The organism is Pseudomonas sp. Os17 (assembly GCF_001547895.1).
Lineage (GTDB): Bacteria > Pseudomonadota > Gammaproteobacteria > Pseudomonadales > Pseudomonadaceae > Aquipseudomonas.
Genome location: NZ_AP014627.1, coordinates 2679950 through 2697147, shown reverse-complemented (window position 1 = coordinate 2697147; position 17198 = coordinate 2679950). Strand labels below are relative to the sequence as shown.

The window sequence follows — 17198 nt, the reverse complement described above, 5'->3', positions numbered from 1 at the left end:
GGGTTCGGTCAATAGGCCCCCCCTCTGGTCATTGTCAGTGGCCGCAACTACCCAAAGCCCAACCGATTCCGTACCATCGCGCCGCTCACGAGCGGCGCCAGGGAAGGCCATGTACAGACACTCATGCCTCCCTCCCTGCCTGCGCCTTGTCCAAAGTCACTTTCAGGGTTCCCCATGTTCCGCGTACTCAAGGCTTCGTCCTTGCTGCTGGCCACCAGCATAGTTTCTGGCTGCATCAGCCAACCCGCCGCCATCGTCAGCGCCCCTCTGCAACCCGCAGCCAACGAACCCACGACCTATCTGGTGGGCGCTATTGGCCCGCAGTACCTGGGCGGCGGCGGTGCCGCCACCAACCTGCGCCTGCTGATTCGCAAGCGCGGCTCAATCAATGGCGCCGCGGCACTCTGGGAGGGCGACCCACGGCCAACGCCTGAGGACATCCATGAACCCCGCGCAGCCGGCAGTGTATTTGTCATGCCGCTCAAACCGGGTGATTACGAGTTCTACAACTTCCAATTCTGGTCCATGGTCTACACCCCGGGGCTCGGCTCACGACTGCAATCCCAGGAAGCGCGCGAAGAGTTCGTATTGCCGCTGCGCCTGGAGGCGGGCAAGGCGTATTACATCGGCGAGTTTCGCTCGGTCTGCAGCCAAGTGACCCAGTGCTTCTTTGCCTGGAGCAATCAGATGCCCCGTGACGCCGTGATTGCCCAGCGCCAGGTGCCGGGGCTGCCGGAGCTGCAATGGATGCCGCTGGATCTGGACAAGGCCAAGCCCTTCATCCTTCCCGTCGACAAGCAAACCAGCCCAGCCAACGCCACTGCGGAGATTCATCCATGAAATCCTGCCTGACCCTTTGCGCCCTTCTGCTGCTCGCGGGCTGCACAGCAACCGACACCTTGCCGGACCGTCCGCTGACGGATGGCCAAGCCTATTTGATGCCCCTGCATGTGATGGTCGATGACCCATTACGCGCCGCTGAGTTACGTAACGCCTTGCGTGCCACCGGGGTGTTCGCAGATGTCCAGACCGGCGCCGGACAAGCTGGCGACTACAGCGCCCGTATTCAGTTCAAGTCCGAGCGGGACATGCCGCCAATGCCGTTGATCTTCCTCAGTGCAGCCACTCTGTTCCTGATGCCGCTCTCCAATGGCATCGACACCCACACCGACATCAGCCTGCTGCACGAGGGCAAGCTCCTCAAGCGCTACAGCTATCGCAACCTGACGCATAAATACACCTGGTTGCTGGATCAAGGCGGTGAAATGCAAGAACAGAATATCCAGCGCATCGCCCGCGCCTTTGCTGGCGATCTGCGTCAGGATCAACTGTTGCCAACCGCGAGTCAGGCCCAATGAACCCCATAGGTTTGACCACCCTGCTGTGCAGCGCACTGATCATCACCGGTTGTGGCACCCGAATGGCACCGCTGGACTACCGCAGTCAACATCCCTATGTACCGCTGACCCTGGACCTGGGCCCGGTGAAAAGTCGCTTCGACGAACAGGAGCAACGGGAAACCATCGCCGCCCTGCGTCAAACCGGAGCCTTCTCCTTTCTCGATGGTGGCTACAGCCGCAGCGGCTACCGCCTGCTGATCAGCGAGCCAGGCGGCAAGAGCGCGGGGTTGCTTGGCGCGTTGAATGCCATCACCCTGCTGACCTTCCCCATGCCCTACTCCTACCAGAGCAACTTGCGCGGCAGCCTGCTCAAGGACGGCCAACTGCTCAAGACCTACGACTACCGTCGTGAAGGCTATAGCGTAGCGGCCTGGTATGTTCCGCCGGTGCAGGTCGAAAGCCGCAGACAGATGCTCGATGAACTGCTGCATGACTTGGAAAAGGACCGTTTGATTCCTCAGGAGAACCCACGCTGATGACTGCCAGCCTGTACCGGGGCGGCTGCCTGTGCGGGCAGATTCGCTTCGAGGCCCGAGGGCCTGCCGCCAATCCCCATACCTGCTCGTGCAAACTGTGCCAGCGCCACAGCGGCGCCCTGACCCTGGCCTGGGTCGAGTTCCCCAGCACCCAGGTGACCTGGACCGGCCCCGCCGGCGCTCCGGCGACCTTCAGGTCTTCGGACTATTCGAGCCGGGCCTTCTGCCGGGCCTGCGGCAGCTCCCTGGGGGCCATCGATGATCAACCGACCATTGCCTTGCTCCTGGGCTGCTTCGACGACAACCGCGCCCCGGCCCTGATGCCAACCCACCATTCGTTCAGCGATCGCTGGCCAGACGGCTGGCAGCCTACGTCGCAACCGCCGCTCAACGCCGGGCAACAACCCGTTGCTCCAGAAGCTGAACAGGCTCTGGATAGCGCTGCGCCAACCCAATACAAAGGCCCACCGCATGAGTGAAACACCCCTGCACCGTGACAGCCCCCTCGCCTCGAACGTCTGGACCTGGTACGGCCAGGACGAGTACCGAAAGATCATCCTGCTGGGAGAGCTGGGCCCGGCCCTGGAGTTCCTGGCATCGGAGGCCGACCGCCAGCGCACGGAGGTCGGCTGCTGCGCCGAGTGTGGCCTGTGGTCCAACCACCTGGATTATCTCGAGGGCTTCGTGAAGCACTTTCCGGCGTACCTGGCACCCACTCTGCACCCGCGCCTGCAAGCCCTGTTGAGCGGCTGTGAAGCGCTGTGCCGAGAGGCCTACGGGGTAACGCTGGAGGACAACGGCTTCAAACACCCGCAGTGGCTGCCCCTGCGCCAGGAAGCGCGTGAGCTGCTGGGCATGCTGGGTTGGCAGGACGTGCGCGAGCATATGCCCGAGCTGATTGAAGAATGCCGGGCGAGCTTGAGGAAATGGCCGGATTGAAGGGCGGGTGGCCGCGCTTGGCAGTCGCGGTTGTTCGCTGGCAAGCCAGCTCCTACGGCCGGGGGTGATGGAGTAGGAGCCGGCTTGCCGGCGAAGGCGTCGGCTCAGGCGGGACTGCGGGGCAAGGCGCGTTTGTGAGCGGTGCGCCGGTAGGCGCTTTCAATCAGTTGGCGCACGCTATCGGGCACCGTTTGGCCCATCAGGTAGGCATCGATTTCTTCGTAGCTGCAACCGTAAGCCGTTTCGTCCAGCTTGCCCGGAGCCAGTTCCTCCAGGTCCGCGGTGGGCGCCTTGTGCACCAGATGGCCTGGCGCGCCGAGGGCATCGGCCAGCAGCCGCACCTGGGTCTTGGTCAGGCCCGACAACGGGGCCAGGTCGCAGGCGCCGTCGCCATACTTGGTGAAGAAGCCCATCAGGGCCTCGGCAGCGTGGTCGGTGCCCACCACCAGGCCATTGCTGAAGTTGGCCACGGCGTACTGCGCGATCATCCGCGCCCGGGCCTTGACGTTGCCCTTGGCAAAGTCCGTGAGGGCCGCTGAAGGCTGCAAGCCGTCGATCCGCACCTGGCTCATCAGGCCGTCGACGCTGTCGGCAATGTTGCAGGTACTGACGGCATCGGCACCGATGAAGTCCAGGGACGCCTGGGCATCGCTTTCGTCCGCCTGGTTCTTGTAGGGCAGGCGCATGGCGATGAAGCGGGCCTCATGCCCTGCCCCGCGCAGTTGCTCCACCGCCAGTTGGCACAGGCGGCCGGCGGTCAGGGAGTCGACTCCGCCGCTGATGCCCAGCACCAGGGTGCCGCACCCGGACTCGCGCAGCACCTGCTGGATAAAGTCCACGCGCCGGGCGATCTCGGCGGCCTCGCCACCGCGCACCAGTTGCCGGTCGACGCCCAGTTCCCGGGCGATACGTTCTTGGGTTGGGTTGCTCATGTCAGGCCTCCAGGGGCGAGTGGGCAAGATCGACGTTGAACACCTGGGCCGCGTAGCGCAGGAACGACGGGTCTTCGCAGACGTTCTTGATCGGGTCGTCGGAGAACTTCACCACCGGCTCGCCATGCACCCGCACCAGCTTCATCACGATGCTCAGCGGCTCGACGCCTTCGACGTCGCAAGCCAGGCTGGTGCCCATGCCGAAACCGAACCGGGCCTGGCCGCGCACGTGGCGCAGGATCGGCAGGCATTTCTCGAAGTTCAGGCCGTCGGAGAACATCAGGTCCTTGGTTCGCGGGTCGATGCCCAGTTCGCGGTAGCGGGCCAGGACCTTGTCGGCCCAGAGCAGCGGATCCCCGGAATCCTGGCGCAGGCCGTCGTAGAGCTTGGCGAAGTACAGGTCGAAATCCTTGAGGAAGAAGTCGGTGCTGATGCAGTCGGTCAAGGCGATGCCCAGGCGTCCGCGGTACTCGTGCACCCAATTCTCCAGGGCCGCATTCTGGCTCTCCCGCAGCCGTCCCAGTTGCTGGTGCACCATCAGCCACTGGTGGGCCATGGTGCCGATCAGCGGCAGGTCGAACTCATAGGCCAGGTGGGCATTGCTGGTGCCGACGAAGACCCCGGGAAAGTCGCTGCGCATGATCTTCACCACTTCGCGCTGGGCCTTGAACGACAGGCGCCGGCGGGTGGAAAAATCCGAGACGCGGAACTCGGCGAGTTCGTCGCGGCTGGCGTTTTTCTCCAGCCATTCGAACTTCTGGTAGAGCCGGCGGGTGACGTCCTCCAGCTCCACCTCGGGGTATTTATCGCGGTTGCGCAGCTCGCTGACCATGGCCAGTACCGGCTGTTCGAACATGATGCAGTGCAGCATCGGGCCACGGACGCGGATGCTCAGCTGGCCATCGACGGCGGCCACGTGGATGTAGCGCAGGTTGAAGCGGAACAGGCCGAGAAACTGCTCGAAATCCGGGGTCAGGTATTCGCGGAAGCGCTTGTTGAACAGAAAGCGCTGTTCGCCTTCGCGCATCTGCAGGCCGGCGAGTTTTTCCAGCTCCTGGCGGATCTCGGGGATCAGGTGCACCAGGGACTCTTTGGAGCGCACGATGAACTGGTATTCCACGTCGACATTGGGGTGCTGGTGCAGCACCGCCTGCATCATGGTGAAGGTGTAGTAGTCGGTGTCCAGCAGGCTCTGAATCACGCCGTTGTTACGGTCGAATGCACTTTCCATGATGACTCCTCAAGCCTTGGCCAGTCTGGCGGTTTCTTCGCGGGTCGCGGCAACCGTGATGCCCGCTTGTTGCATGTCGGCGATGGCCCGGGTGGCGCCCTCGGCGCTGATGGCCCGGCACGCCGGCAGGTGGATGATCACCCTGAAGCCGGCGGCGGCCAGCTGCAGCGCGGTGGTCTTGACGCAGAAATCCAGGGCCAGGCCGCCGACGATGACCTGTTGCACGCCCTGGCTGTTGAGGTACTCGATGACCCCGGTGGACAGCTTGCCGTGCAGGTCGTGGTAGCAGGCACCGTAGGGGTGCAGGTCCGGCTCCACGCCCTTCCACACGAAGTAGTCGTAGTCATAGGGCGTGGGCAATTCATCCAGCAGGGTGAAGCCTGCGGTGCCCGGCACGCAGTGGCTGACCCAGGTCAGGTCGGCATGTTCCAGGCCGGTGGGCTGAAGCATCTGTTGATGCCCGGCCACCACCCAGGGCGCCTGGGGGCTGTGGGCATCCTTGCTGCCAATGCGCAGGCTGGCCAGGGTCGCCATGAAATTCAGTTCGCCACCGATGCGGTCGCCTTCGGCCACGGGCAGCTCGTCCGGGCACAGCGGGGTGAAGCTCTTTTGCGCATCGACATCGAAGGAAGCGGTCTTCATCGTTTGGCTGTTCATGCTGGGTCTCTCCTCTGCATGGAGCACAAAGTACATGTCATGTACTTTCATGGCAAGCCCCAACGCATTTTATTTTTATCCTTCTGCTAAAACGCACTGATAAAGCCAGCTGAAAAAGAAGATGTTCCACAGGCAAAAGCGATGATAAGGTACACGTCATGTACCAAACGAGGAAAAGCAGATGTTTGAACTGGCCCTCTATGGCGGTGCCTTCAACCCGCCCCACGCCGGACACGCCCAGGTGATGCTCGAAGCCGCGCGCCATGCCCGCCGGGTCCTGGTAGTCCCGAGCTTCCACCACCCGGATGGCAAGCGCATGGCCGATTTCGAGCAACGGGCCAACTGGTTGCAGGCGATCACCACGCACTTGCAGCCCGAGTGCCAGGCCGAGCTGGCGGTCAGCCGCCTGGAGCGGCAGCTGGCCCTGGCCGACCCGGGTCCGGTCTACAGCTTCACCCTGCTGCAACGCCTGGCCGACGACCTGGCCCTGGATGGCAAGCGCATCGCCCTGGTGGTGGGTGAAGACGTGGCGCGGCAGTTGCCCAGGTTCCATCGCGGCGAAGAATTGCTGCAACGCTTTTCCATCCTCTGCATCGAGGAACAGCCCGGAGTGCGCAGCAGCGTGTTGCGCCAGTGCCTGGCCCGGGGCGAAACACCGCCCAAGCAGTGGCTGGCACCGGGCCTGAATCCGCTAAACTACGGCCTCTACGCCGTCCACGGAAGTTGATATGCAAGACCGCCCCCCCCTCCCCAGCGCCTACCTGCACACCATCGACCTGTGCCTGTTGCGCTACAACCGCGAGCGCTGCGAGCTGGAAATCCTCCTTCACCAACGGGACAGCGAGCCATTTGCCGGACACTGGGCGCTGCCGGGCATCGTGGTCAACGGCGATGTCGAGGACCGCAGCCTGAATGACGCCGTGGAACGCCTGCGCCGTTCGAGCAAGGTCGACATGCCCCTGGCCTGGCTGGAACAGGTGGGCACCGTGGGCGACGCCTTCCGCGACCCGCGCTGCTGGTCGTCCTCGACCTTCTACCTGGGGATCGTCAGCGACCCGGTGCAGCCGGGCCCGCAGCAGGGTTTCTTTGCCCTCGGCGAGGTGGCCAGCGGCGCCTTCAAACTGCCGTTCGACCACAACAGCCTGGTGGCCCAGACCAGGGAGCGGCTGTTTTCCAAATCCCTGTACAGCAGCCTGCCGCTGATGTTTCTCGGCCAGGAATTCAGCGCCCCCGAGGCGGTGAGTATCTTCTCCCGGGTGCTGCAACGGCCGGTGCTCAAGACCAGCATCCGCCAGCGCCTGCTGAAGATGAGCGAAGCCGGTTACCTGCAGGAAACCGGGCGCAAGAAAAGCGGCGATGGTGGCCGCCCGCAAGCCACGGTGGAAAGCCTCAAGCCCACCGAGCTGTACCTGTTCGATCGTTGTTTCCTGGAGTAATAACGCCCATGAGTTCCACCCCCGACAACCAATGCCTGCTGCAAACCCCCTACTTCAAGGTGGTCCGCGAAAACGGCTACTTCATCATCAAGGAAGCCCAGGCGATCAACGGCGTGGTGGCCGTGCCGACCCTGGCCGATGGCCGGCTGATGCTGGTCGAGCTCAAGCGCCGGGCCATTGGCGGCCAGTCCATCGAGTTTCCCCGGGGCGCCATCGATGCCGGGGAAAGCGCCTGTGACGCCGCGGTCCGGGAGCTGCTGGAAGAAACCGGCCGGCAGGCTTCGTCCGTGCGCCAGCTGGGCTTGCTGCACAGCAATACCTCACTGATCGCCAGCGCGGTGGCGGTGTGTCAGGTACAGGTCACCGAGCAGCAGAGCGCCGCCACCGACGGCGAGGTGGACCATGTGCTGTGGGTCAGCCGCCAGGAGCTGCTGGCCATGATCGCCGCCGGCCGGATCACCGACGCTCATACCTTGTCCGCAGCGATGATGCTGCTGGCCGCCGAGTCGGCCTGACGCCCCCATTTTTCCAGGGCGAAATCGACGAAGCTGCGCAGCTTGGGCAGGCGGTAGCGGTCCTGGGCATACAGCAGGTGCATGGTCCGAAACGGCAACTGATAGTCCTGCAGCACCGGCACTAACCGGCCCTGCTGCAGGTCCTCCTCCACCAGCGCGTCGGGCATCATCACCAGCCCCAGGCCGCCCCGGGCCGCGCGGTGCAGGCCGGACGAGGTATTGGTCAGCAACGAGCCGGACACCGGAATCAGCACATCGCCCTCGGGCCCGCGCAAGGGCCAGCGGGTGGCGGTGGAACTCCACTCGTCACCGGCCGGGTAGGCGAACGCCAGGCAGTTGTGATGCTGCAGGTCTTCCGGGACTTGCGGGGTGCCGCAGCGCTCCAGGTACTCCGGCGCGGCGCAGATGGTCAGGGTGTAATCCTGCAGCCGCCGGGCGATCAGCGCCGAGGTGTCCAGGTTGCCCAGGCGCACGGCCACGTCAAAAGCGCCATCACTCAGATCGAAGCGCTGGTTGGCCAGGGTCAGTTCCACCTTGACCTGCGGGCAGCGCTGCTGGAACTCGCTCAAGGCCGGCGCCAGGCGCTCGGTGCCAAAGGTCAGCGGCGCGGTGATGCGCAAGGTCCCGGAAGGCTCGCCCTGGGCCTGCTCCGCCAGGCGCTCGGAGTCCGCCACCAACCCCAGCACCGCCAGACAGCGCTGGTAGTAATCAGTGCCGAACTCGGTCAGGCGCTGGCGTCGCGTGGTGCGGTTGAGCAGGCGCACCCCAAGGCGCTGCTCCAAAGCCCGCAGATGATTGCCGACCATGGTGGTGGACAAACCGCACTCACGGGCCGCAGCGGTCATGTTCCCCGCCTCCACCACCTTGACGTACACCGACATCGCCTGGAACAGATCCATTATCAACCCTGACTTCAAGATGATTAAAGAATTGCCGAGTTTATCTAGCCTGAGTGACTAACGATACTGGCCGCACACCCCAACAAGATGGAGTCGCCCGCCATGACCGCCGCCTGCCTGATGAGCACCTACCAGCCCCTGGCCCTGAGCTTCTGCAAGGGTTTGGGCAGTCGACTTTGGGACCAGGCCGGTCGCGAGTACCTGGACGCCATCGCCGGGGTCGCGGTAACGGCCATCGGCCACGCACACCCCAAACTGGTCAAGGCCATCAGCGAACAGGCCGGCCTGTTGCTGCACAGTTCCAACCTGTACGACATCCACTGGCAGCAACAGCTGGCCACCCGACTGACCGCGCTGGCCGGGATGGACCGGGCCTTTTTCAACAACTCGGGCGCCGAAGCCAACGAAACCGCGCTCAAGCTGGCGCGGCTGCACGGCTGGCACAGGGGCATCGAACAGCCCCTGGTGGTGGTCATGGAGGACGCCTTCCATGGCCGCACCCTGGGTACCCTGGCGGCCAGCGACGGGCCCGCCGTGCGCCTGAACTATGGCCAGTTGCCAGGGGATTTTCTCCGGGTGCCCTTCGCTGACCTCAAGGCGCTGCAGGCCGTCGTTGCCGAGCACGGCCCACGCATCTGCGCAGTGTTGCTGGAGCCGATCCAGGGCGAGAGCGGCATCCGGCTGGCGCCCGCCGGCTACCTCAAGGCCCTGCGCGAGCTGTGCACCCGGCGCAACTGGCTGCTGATGCTGGACGAGATCCAGAGCGGTGTCGGCCGTACCGGACGCTGGTTCGCCTGTCAGCACGAAGGCGTGGTGCCGGATGTGATGACCCTGGCCAAGGGCCTGGGCAACGGCATTCCCATCGGCGCCTGCCTGGCCCGGGGCAAGGCCGCGCAACTCTTCACCCCCGGCAGCCACGGCAGCACCTTTGGCGGCAACCCCCTGGCCTGTCGGGCGGCGTGCACCGTGCTGGAGATCATCGAGGAGCAAAATCTGCTGGCCAATGCCGAGCGCCAGGGTGCGCTGCTGTTGCGGCGCCTGCGGGAGGAGTTGCAGGGCCATGCCCAGGTCCTGGAGATTCGCGGGCAGGGTCTGATGGTTGGCATCGAGTTGCGCAACACACCGCGGGACCTGGTGCAGATCGCCGCGAGGGATCACGCTTTGCTGATCAATGTCACCCGCGGCAAGACCATTCGCCTGCTGCCGCCGCTGGTGATCGATGAAGCTGAAGTGGAGCAGATCGTTCAGGGCCTGCGGCAGCTCCTCAACGCTGCTTGAACGACACCGGAGCGCGGCCCGGGCCCGCCCCGGTGCCCCGGATCAATCGTCCAGGGCCTTGGGAGCGGCGGCGGGCTTGGCCGCTTTACTGGCTTTGGCGTTGGCCGGCTTGGCTTCGGGCTCGGGAGCCGGGGCCGGTGCAGCGGCCTGTTTCTCCGCGGCGGGCAACTGATCGACGGCCGTGAAGACCTCCTTGAGTTCAATCGCCCCGGAGTGCTCCAGCTTCTTCTCACCGTCCTTGCCCACCAGGATCACCTTGGTCTGCGCCCCGGCTCCAAGCTTGAGGCTGCGGATCAGGGCCATGGTGGATTGCGGGTCGATGTCCTTGCCATCGCGCTGGCCGATGGTGTTGATCACGGTGTACAGGACCATGTTGCGTTCGTTAAAGGCTTGACGGGTTGCCGGCTCTTCCAGGGACTTTTTCAGGCTGACCAGGGTCGGGTCGACGGTGCTGGGGGCGATCACGATCAATGGCCGTGATTTGCCCAGGTCCTGAGTCAGTGGGCCATCGTTGTCGGCAGCCAGGACAGGGCCGGCGACAGCGAGCAGAGTAGCGAGGGTCAATGACCGAATGAACATGCGTCTCTCCTTATGTTTTCCACGCAGTAATGATTGCGCATTGCGGGAAAAGGTCCAGGCCGGGACTCAAAATCTGACATTTTTCTGCGCCGCGGCCCAGGCGTGCGCCGCCATCGCCGCCAGACGGCGCAGAATCCGGGCTGCGGCGTTTTTGACCTCGAACCGGACGGCCTGGCGCGTAAGGTTTTGTTGCATATACAGGGCCGCGACCGGGCTGCCCGCGCAATGGCGCGGGCAAACGTCGAGCGCCTTGGAGCAAGGCGCGGATCCAGTACCCTTCATGCCCACCCCCTATGGCGAGCGCCCAGGCCAGGCTGTCACATGGCCCTTGAATCCACTGAACAATGACCTGGAACAAACAACTCAATTAGCCGCCACTTGTTCTGCCGACGCTCGTCGAACTATAGTGCGGCGCGGCACGGACAGCCCTGCGACACACTGGTTAAAGCGACAACTCACCACATTCCCGAACACTATCCCGCCACGGATTTTTTCGAATGAGTGTCCGACCCCGATGATTCCCCTCCTCGTCTGCGATGACTCGAGCATGGCCCGAAACCAGGTGCTGCGGACCCTGCCCAGCGAGTGGCAGGTTTCCGTGACCCAGGCCTGCAACGGTCGCGAGGGCCTGGAGGCGCTGCGCCGGGGCTTGGGCAAGGTGGCACTGCTGGACCTGACCATGCCGGTCATGGACGGTTATCAGGTCCTGAGCGCCGTGCAGGAAGAAGGCATCGACGCGCAGATCATCGTCATCTCCGGCGATGTCCAGGAAGAAGCGGTGCGCCGCACCCGCGAGCTGGGCGCCCTGGCCTTTCTCAAGAAACCCTTCGATCCCCAGCAGTTGCGCGCCCTGCTCAAGCAACTGCAACTGCTGGACAGTCCGCCTCTCAAGCATCCGATAGCGCCCTCGCCGGCTCCTGTGGTGACCTTTCGCGACGCCTTCCGGGAAACCGTCAACGTCTCCATGGGCTACGCCGCGGCGCTGATCGCCAAGGTGCTGGATGTGTTCGTGCACCTGCCGATTCCCCACGTCAACGTGCTGGAAGCCGGGGAGCTGCAGATGCTCCTGGCGGACGCCAATCGTGCCCGGCAATTGACCGCCATCTGCCAGGGCTACATCGGCAGCGGCATCGCCGGCGAAGCCTTGCTGATGTTCTACGACTCGGAAGTGGCGGACATCGCCCAACTGATGGAACAAGGCACCGATCCCTACCAGGAAATGGAAGTGCTGATCGACCTCTCCAGCGTGTTGATCGGCGCGTGCCTGAGCAGCATCGCCGAACAGCTGGACGTGTTCTTTTCCGTGGGCCACCCCCAGGTGCTGGGGGAACACACCACCATCGACGAATTGATCGTGCTCAATCAGCAGCGCTGGAAAAAGACCCAGGCGGTGGAAATCAGCTACAGCCTGGAGGAACAGAACATCCACTTCGACCTGTTGCTGCTGTTCACCGAGGACTCCATGCCCCTGCTGGAACAGAAACTCGCCTACCTGATGAGTTGAGCCATGCCCAAACGAATGGATTTCAGTGAGCTGCACTGGTTGCTGGCGGTGGTCCAGAGCATTGACGTGGGGATCGTGGTGCTCGACCTCCAATGCCAGGTCCAGGTGTGGAACAGCTTTATGGAGAACCGTTCCGGCGTGCCCTCCAAACAGGCCATCGACCAGTCGTTCTTCGCGCTGTTCCCCGAGGTCGAACGGCCCTGGTTCCGCCGCAAGCTGAGTCGCGTGGTGGCCCTGGGCACCCCGGCCTTCACCATCTGGAAACAACGGCCGTACCTGGTGCACTTCAAGAACTACCAACCGATCACCGGCCAGGGCGAGTTCATGTACCAGAACACCACCCTGCTGCCGCTGCGTTCGTCCAACAGCGAGATCCACCACGTCTGCCTGGTGATCTACGACGTCACCGACGTGGCGATCAACAGCCTGGCGCTGCAGCAGGCCAACCGGCAGTTGCAGCACCTGTCGCGCATCGATCACCTGACCCAGCTGTTCAACCGCGGTCACTGGGAACAGCGCCTGGCGTTCGAGTACAGCCGCCACGGCAGCGCCATCGCCCTGCTGATGCTGGACATCGACCACTTCAAGTCGATCAACGATCGCCATGGGCACCAGGCCGGGGACGCGGTGATCCAGCGTGTCTCGCAACTGATCCACGCGCACGTGCGCGACAGCGATGTGGCCGGGCGTTACGGCGGCGAAGAGTTCGCCATCCTCCTGCCCCACACCGACCTGACCGGGGCCCAGACCCTGGCGGAGCGCCTGCGCCAGTCGGTGGAGCAGCAGGAGGTGATCCACAACGGCCAGGCCATCGCCTTCACCATCAGCCTGGGCATCGCCTGCCTCGACCGACCGGCCCGCGATCACCGCTGCCTGATCGAATGGGCAGACCAGGCGCTGTACGCCTCCAAGCACGCCGGGCGCAATCGGGTCAGCACCTACGCACCTTGAACAGCGGCACTCGGGCGCCTTGAGCAGGGGCACTCAGGCCCCTTGAAAAAAAACCGCCACCAAGGGATAAACTGCGCGCTTTTCCGGTCAATCCCCCGGTCTGCTACGCCTTTTCCAGCGCCACAAGGAGTCCCGTGCGCATGTCCCAGTCGAATTCGAACCTCTCCCCGCAAGAGCAATGGCAGAAAGCCGTGCTGAGCTATGCCCGCGACATCAACCACTATGTCGAAACCGGCACCCGCGAGGGCTGGAAGGGCTTGAAGGAGCCGAACATGCCCGATACCGAGCACCTGTTGCAGGACTGGCAAGCGGCCCTGGAAGCGAGCAATCAGCGCCCCCATGATGAGGCCGCGCGCCAGGCCTTCCGCCAGGACTGGCCGCCGGCGCACTTCCCACTGACGCCGCGCCTGGAAAGCCAGGGGCGGATGATCCCGACCCTGGCCCTGTTGCCGGACGGCAGCCTGCTGGCCCGCATCGGTGCGCCCTACGAGGCCGGCTTTGTGGTGCATATCGACGATGCACGGATCGAGACCCTGGAGCAGGTGGAATGCTTCGGCATGTGCCCGCAACGGCGTTATTTCGCCTGGGGCCGGGCTGACGGCATCCAGCTCACCGATGGCTGGAATGGCCCGCAGGTGGCGAGCTTCCCCTGGCCCGATCCCCACGCGAACCTGCCTGCGGGCGTGGAGCTTGAAGACACCGGACGCCCCGCTCCCTCCAGCCTGATTCCCTTCCCCGACGGGCGCCGGGTGCTGCTGGTGAGCGCCGACGGTATCTTCGTTCTGGCTGCCGAGGGCGCCACCCGCCTGCTGCGCAGCCTTGAGGATATCCAGCAGGACCTGGCCGAAGGCGTCGCCTCCGAGGACCTGAGCATTGGCCTGTGCATGGAACATGGCGCGGTGTCGCCCGACGGCCAATGGATCGCCGTGGGCGAACAATGCGGCATGCACCTGGTGTTCGATGCCCAGTTGCAGCGGGTCGCGCAGATCGGCCCCGCCAGCGAGTACCCGCACTTCGCGCACTTCAACTCACGCGGCGATAGCCTGCTGCTCAACGCCTGCCACTTCTATGGCGGCGCCAGCCTGGGGGTGGCGGTGGCCGACCTGCCGGGGCTGAGCACCGACTTCTACAGCGACGACCCGCGCACCCCAGTGCTGGAGGAAGGCGCCCGGGTATACGCCGCAGCTTCACGGGGCGACGAGTTCATCATCGGCGACGCCTACGGCTACCTGCGGGCTTTCAGTGAAACCGGCGAGCAGCGCTGGCAGCACTACATCGGCTCGACCCTCACCGCCATGGACATCAGCCCCGATGGCAAGACCCTGGTGGCCGCGACCTATGCCGGAATCATCGTCAAGATCGCCCTGGAGGGCGGGCGCCCGGACTGGCAGATCGGCACCGGCGAACACCATGAACTGCGGCGCTGGCTGTTCTGGAAGGACTTCGCCAAGCCCCTGCTGTGGTAAGGCGGCGTTAAACCGGCGGGCGCGAGAAACTCACCTGCATCTGCAGGTGATCCGCGTCGTCGATTGCCCGCAGGTACTCCTCCACGCTGACCTCGCCGGCACTGGACCGGGCGCCCGCTGCCGGTACATGGCCGGCCAGCAGCTTGTGCACCACCGCCACTGCCGCGCAGCTGGGGATCTCCGGGCCGTGGTCGTGGGTCGCGGTCAGCTGGGCGTTCATCGTCAGGGGCTGGCCATCCAGCCCCAGGCCATGGACGTCGACATACAGGGCGCTGAGGCCGTCGCCAAAACCTTCGAACCAGGTGCCGCAGCGATGCAGGCGCGCCGCCCAGGGCGCCGGGTCGCGCACCAGCCCGAGCTTCACGGCCTGAGCCAGCAAGGCGTTGGCCAGCCCGGCGACCTTCAGCCCGGCACCGGCCTTGAAGCTCAGGGTGTGGGCGCCGTAACGCTCGGCGAACAAGTCCAGGTCCGGCACATCGACATTGGCCACCAGGCGCCTGCCCAGTCCCGGCAACTTGCGCAGGGTCAGGCCCTGCCAGCCGATCACCGGGTGCGGCCGGCCATCCTTGAGTTGCAGGATCGGCCGACCGGCATAGGCCAGCACGCCCTGGATGGTGGACAGGCCGGGCATTTTCGCCGAGGAGGAAATGCCGTGCTCGATGCGCTCGATGCGGGAAAAATGCCCGCGATGCTCATCGATGATCGCCGCCGACAGGGTCGGCACCGAGCTGCAACCGCTGAGCACCGTCACCCCGGCGGCTCGGGCCGCCTCATCCAGCGTGCCAATGCCGCGCACGAACTGGCGGCAGTCGGCCAGGTCGCAGTAGTTGACCCCGGCCTCGATGCAGCCCTGGGCCACCGCGTAGGACTGGCCCTGGAACGGCCCTCCGGTGTGGATCACCCAATGCACGTCCAGGGCCTTGAGCGCCGGCGCCCACTGCGGGCCCATGGCATCGCCGCACCAACCTTCACAGGGCTGTCCACCCTCGGCTTGCAGCGCCTGAACCTTGGCCGCGAGCTTGCGTGGGTCGCGCCCGGAAATCAGCAGATGCACCCCGGGCGTACGGATCAGATAGCGGCAGACGATGCTGCCGAAATTGCCATAACCACCGACCACCAACACCCTGAGCGTCATTACCTGCATCCTTGAACCAAGCCATTGCGCAGCTGCCAAGCTGCCATTCGAGGCGCGGCAGCTTGGTTGATTTGCCAGCGCTCGACAAGTACCCGAACAACGCCAATCCGCGCCTGAAGCCCCCTCGGCAGGCATCCGTAATATTCAGTTGGAAAAAAATTGCCAATGCCGGTCCGGCATAATGCTATGCAAATTCCTCATCAACTACGGCCTTGCAGCGTGATAGCCTCGTCCTGCTATGTCGGCCTCGCATAACAAACCTGCCGGTTCGCGCAACCGAGCGGGATAAAGACGCCTTGCTACCCACCTTGTTTCATCTTCATCTGCCCAACTAACGTTTCGCTGCGAGCCGCTCTTTCCCCGGCTCGCCAAGGGAACTGATTGCAAAATTTGACTCGACCTCAAGGTCGATCTCTCGATCCTATCTCGGAGCTGTTATGTCCAGGCTTTCCCATCAAGATTTGCGCCGCGGTTTCCGTGAACTGATCGCCTCCTCGTCCTGCTACCACACCGCTTCCGTGTTTGACCCGATGTCCGCCCGCATCGCCGCCGACCTGGGTTTTGAAGTGGGCATCCTCGGAGGCTCCGTGGCCTCGCTGCAGGTTCTGGCAGCCCCCGACTTCGCCCTGATCACCCTCAGCGAATTCGCCGAGCAGGCCACCCGAATCGGCCGCGTGGCCCAGCTGCCGGTGATCGCCGACGCCGACCACGGCTACGGCAACGCGCTGAACGTGATGCGCACCGTGGTGGAACTGGAACGGGCCGGCATCGCCGCGCTGACCATCGAAGACACCCTGCTGCCGGCGCAGTTCGGGCGCAAATCCACCGACCTGATTTCCGTGGCCGAAGGCGTCGGCAAGATCCGCGCCGCCCTGGAAGCCCGGGTCGACACCGAGCTGGCGATCATCGCCCGGACCAACGCCGGCATCCTCCCGGTGCAGGAAATCATCAGCCGTACCCAGCAGTACCAGCGCGCGGGCGCCGACGCCATCTGCATGGTCGGCATCCGCGATTTCGAGCAACTGGAACAGATCTCCGAGCACCTGAGCGTACCGCTGATGCTGGTGACCTACGGCAACCCGGCACTGCGCGACGATGCACGCCTGGCCGAGCTGGGGGTGAAAATCGCGGTGGACGGCCACGCCGCCTACTTCGCCGCGATCAAGGCCACCTACGACTGCCTGCGCGAGCAGCGGCAGATCTTCACCCAGGCCTCGGACCTGAGTGCCACCGAGCTGGCCCATACCTACACCCAGCCCGAGGACTACATCGTCTGGGCCAAGGAGTTCATGAGCGTCAAGGAGTAACACCGGCGATTGGCCGGGGTGAGGCGCAACGCCTCAACCCTGGGCCGATTTCAACGCGCCTTCCACGCAGTCGAGGATCTGCCCGATGGTCCAGGGCTTGCGGATGAAGGTCACCGGATAGCGCACCCCGGAACTCTCGGGGGTCTCGAAACCCGACATCACCACGATCGGCAGCGACGGCCAGCGTTCCGCGCACAGGTTGCTCAGGCTGGCGCCATTGAGCGTGCCGGGCATGCTGATATCGGTCAGCATCAGGATCACGTGCGCAGCATGCGCCTGCAGAAAGTCCCAGGCTCGATCGGCGCTGTCCATGGCCTGGGTGGCAAATCCCTCGTCCTGCAGAATCTCGCACAGGAACTCCAGCACCGTCGGTTCGTCCTCCACCACCAGGATCAAGCGAGAGGTGGCGTCGGGGCTGACGGACGAGGCTGGGCACATGGGGCTGACACTCCCTGGAAGGTTGAGAATTGCGCGGACAGGACCGCTGACAAGA

The 17198-nt window shown here is 64.5% G+C and carries 20 protein-coding genes and 1 pseudogene; 13 read left to right on the top strand and 8 right to left on the bottom strand.

Annotated features, from left to right (window positions below):
* Positions 1-174 precede the first annotated feature (174 nt).
* The 5 genes and pseudogenes from POS17_RS12225 (at position 175) to POS17_RS12205 (ending at position 2815) form a co-directional block, all read left to right on the top strand.
* On the top strand, positions 175-840 hold the full coding sequence (locus tag POS17_RS12225; RefSeq protein WP_015635215.1) for a hypothetical protein: 666 nt from the start codon (positions 175-177) through the stop codon (positions 838-840).
* A complete protein-coding gene (locus tag POS17_RS12220) occupies positions 837-1358 on the top strand; it encodes a hypothetical protein (RefSeq protein WP_060838788.1) in 522 nt (173 codons plus the stop codon). The genes POS17_RS12225 and POS17_RS12220 overlap by 4 nt, the downstream gene beginning before the upstream one ends.
* On the top strand, positions 1355-1876 hold the full coding sequence (locus POS17_RS12215) for a hypothetical protein (protein WP_060838787.1): 522 nt from the start codon (positions 1355-1357) through the stop codon (positions 1874-1876). The genes POS17_RS12220 and POS17_RS12215 overlap by 4 nt, the downstream gene beginning before the upstream one ends.
* Positions 1876-2277 (top strand): annotated as a pseudogene (locus tag POS17_RS12210) (GFA family protein); the annotation flags it as partial. The gene POS17_RS12215 and the pseudogene POS17_RS12210, both read left to right, overlap by 1 nt.
* Positions 2278-2347: 70 nt before the next feature.
* Positions 2348-2815 (top strand): hypothetical protein, encoded by a 468-nt coding sequence (locus tag POS17_RS12205; RefSeq protein ID WP_060838786.1) that lies wholly within the window; start codon positions 2348-2350, stop codon positions 2813-2815.
* Positions 2816-2919: 104 nt separating this feature from the next.
* Here the strand turns inward: POS17_RS12205 and nadE are convergent, their stop codons facing one another.
* From nadE to POS17_RS12190, 3 genes are read right to left on the bottom strand one after another with little or no spacing between them, the layout of a single operon-like run.
* Positions 2920-3747 carry an ammonia-dependent NAD(+) synthetase gene (gene nadE, locus POS17_RS12200; protein WP_060838785.1) on the bottom strand — a complete coding sequence of 276 codons (828 nt, stop codon included), beginning with the start codon at positions 3745-3747 and terminating at the stop codon, positions 2920-2922.
* A gap of 1 nt (position 3748) precedes the next feature.
* Positions 3749-4978 carry a nicotinate phosphoribosyltransferase gene (gene pncB, locus POS17_RS12195; protein ID WP_060838784.1) on the bottom strand — a complete coding sequence of 410 codons (1230 nt, stop codon included), beginning with the start codon at positions 4976-4978 and terminating at the stop codon, positions 3749-3751.
* Between the two features lie 9 nt (positions 4979-4987).
* Positions 4988-5635: a nicotinamidase gene (locus POS17_RS12190; protein WP_060838783.1), complete on the bottom strand. Its 648-nt coding sequence runs from the start codon at positions 5633-5635 to the stop codon at positions 4988-4990.
* Between the two features lie 181 nt (positions 5636-5816).
* Here POS17_RS12190 and POS17_RS12185 point away from each other — a divergent pair, with 181 nt between their 5' ends.
* From POS17_RS12185 to POS17_RS12175, 3 genes are read left to right on the top strand one after another with little or no spacing between them, the layout of a single operon-like run.
* Positions 5817-6362, top strand: a complete 546-nt coding sequence (locus POS17_RS12185) for an adenylyltransferase/cytidyltransferase family protein (RefSeq protein WP_060838782.1) — start codon at positions 5817-5819, stop codon at positions 6360-6362.
* A 1-nt stretch (position 6363) separates the two neighbouring features.
* On the top strand, positions 6364-7071 hold the full coding sequence (locus tag POS17_RS12180; RefSeq protein WP_060838781.1) for an NUDIX hydrolase: 708 nt from the start codon (positions 6364-6366) through the stop codon (positions 7069-7071).
* A gap of 8 nt (positions 7072-7079) precedes the next feature.
* Positions 7080-7586 carry an NUDIX hydrolase gene (locus POS17_RS12175; protein WP_060838780.1) on the top strand — a complete coding sequence of 169 codons (507 nt, stop codon included), beginning with the start codon at positions 7080-7082 and terminating at the stop codon, positions 7584-7586.
* Here the strand turns inward: POS17_RS12175 and POS17_RS12170 are convergent.
* Positions 7538-8485 (bottom strand): LysR family transcriptional regulator, encoded by a 948-nt coding sequence (locus POS17_RS12170; protein WP_060838779.1) that lies wholly within the window; start codon positions 8483-8485, stop codon positions 7538-7540. The two genes, POS17_RS12175 and POS17_RS12170, sit on opposite strands and share 49 nt — an antisense overlap.
* A 102-nt stretch (positions 8486-8587) precedes the next feature.
* On the opposite strand from POS17_RS12170, the gene POS17_RS12165 reads away from it, so the two are divergent.
* Entirely contained in the window at positions 8588-9763 is a 1176-nt protein-coding gene (locus POS17_RS12165; RefSeq protein ID WP_060838778.1) for an aspartate aminotransferase family protein, read from the top strand.
* 42 nt (positions 9764-9805) lie between these two features.
* Here POS17_RS12165 and POS17_RS12160 read toward each other — a convergent pair whose 3' ends face one another.
* Both POS17_RS12160 and POS17_RS12155 read right to left on the bottom strand, forming a co-directional pair.
* A complete protein-coding gene (locus POS17_RS12160) occupies positions 9806-10342 on the bottom strand; it encodes a DUF4174 domain-containing protein (RefSeq protein WP_060838777.1) in 537 nt (178 codons plus the stop codon).
* 66 nt (positions 10343-10408) lie between these two features.
* On the bottom strand, positions 10409-10624 hold the full coding sequence (locus tag POS17_RS12155; RefSeq protein ID WP_060838776.1) for a hypothetical protein: 216 nt from the start codon (positions 10622-10624) through the stop codon (positions 10409-10411).
* Between the two features lie 232 nt (positions 10625-10856).
* On the opposite strand from POS17_RS12155, the gene POS17_RS12150 reads away from it, so the two are divergent.
* The 3 genes from POS17_RS12150 to POS17_RS12140 all read left to right on the top strand — a co-directional run bounded on the left by POS17_RS12150 (position 10857) and on the right by POS17_RS12140 (position 14263).
* Positions 10857-11846: a response regulator gene (locus POS17_RS12150; protein ID WP_060838775.1), complete on the top strand. Its 990-nt coding sequence runs from the start codon at positions 10857-10859 to the stop codon at positions 11844-11846.
* Between the two features lie 3 nt (positions 11847-11849).
* On the top strand, positions 11850-12797 hold the full coding sequence (locus POS17_RS12145; RefSeq protein ID WP_060838774.1) for a sensor domain-containing diguanylate cyclase: 948 nt from the start codon (positions 11850-11852) through the stop codon (positions 12795-12797).
* A 140-nt stretch (positions 12798-12937) separates the two neighbouring features.
* Complete coding sequence (locus POS17_RS12140) at positions 12938-14263, top strand: YncE family protein (RefSeq protein ID WP_060838773.1); 1326 nt, start codon at positions 12938-12940, stop codon at positions 14261-14263.
* A gap of 7 nt (positions 14264-14270) precedes the next feature.
* On the opposite strand, the gene POS17_RS12135 is transcribed toward POS17_RS12140, so the two are convergent.
* Positions 14271-15398: a saccharopine dehydrogenase family protein gene (locus tag POS17_RS12135; protein WP_060838772.1), complete on the bottom strand. Its 1128-nt coding sequence runs from the start codon at positions 15396-15398 to the stop codon at positions 14271-14273.
* A gap of 437 nt (positions 15399-15835) precedes the next feature.
* On the opposite strand from POS17_RS12135, the gene POS17_RS12130 reads away from it, so the two are divergent.
* Positions 15836-16705, top strand: a complete 870-nt coding sequence (locus POS17_RS12130) for an isocitrate lyase/PEP mutase family protein (protein WP_060838771.1) — start codon at positions 15836-15838, stop codon at positions 16703-16705.
* A gap of 33 nt (positions 16706-16738) precedes the next feature.
* On the opposite strand, the gene POS17_RS12125 is transcribed toward POS17_RS12130, so the two are convergent.
* Positions 16739-17143 (bottom strand): response regulator, encoded by a 405-nt coding sequence (locus POS17_RS12125; protein ID WP_060838770.1) that lies wholly within the window; start codon positions 17141-17143, stop codon positions 16739-16741.
* Positions 17144-17198: the final 55 nt, after the last annotated feature.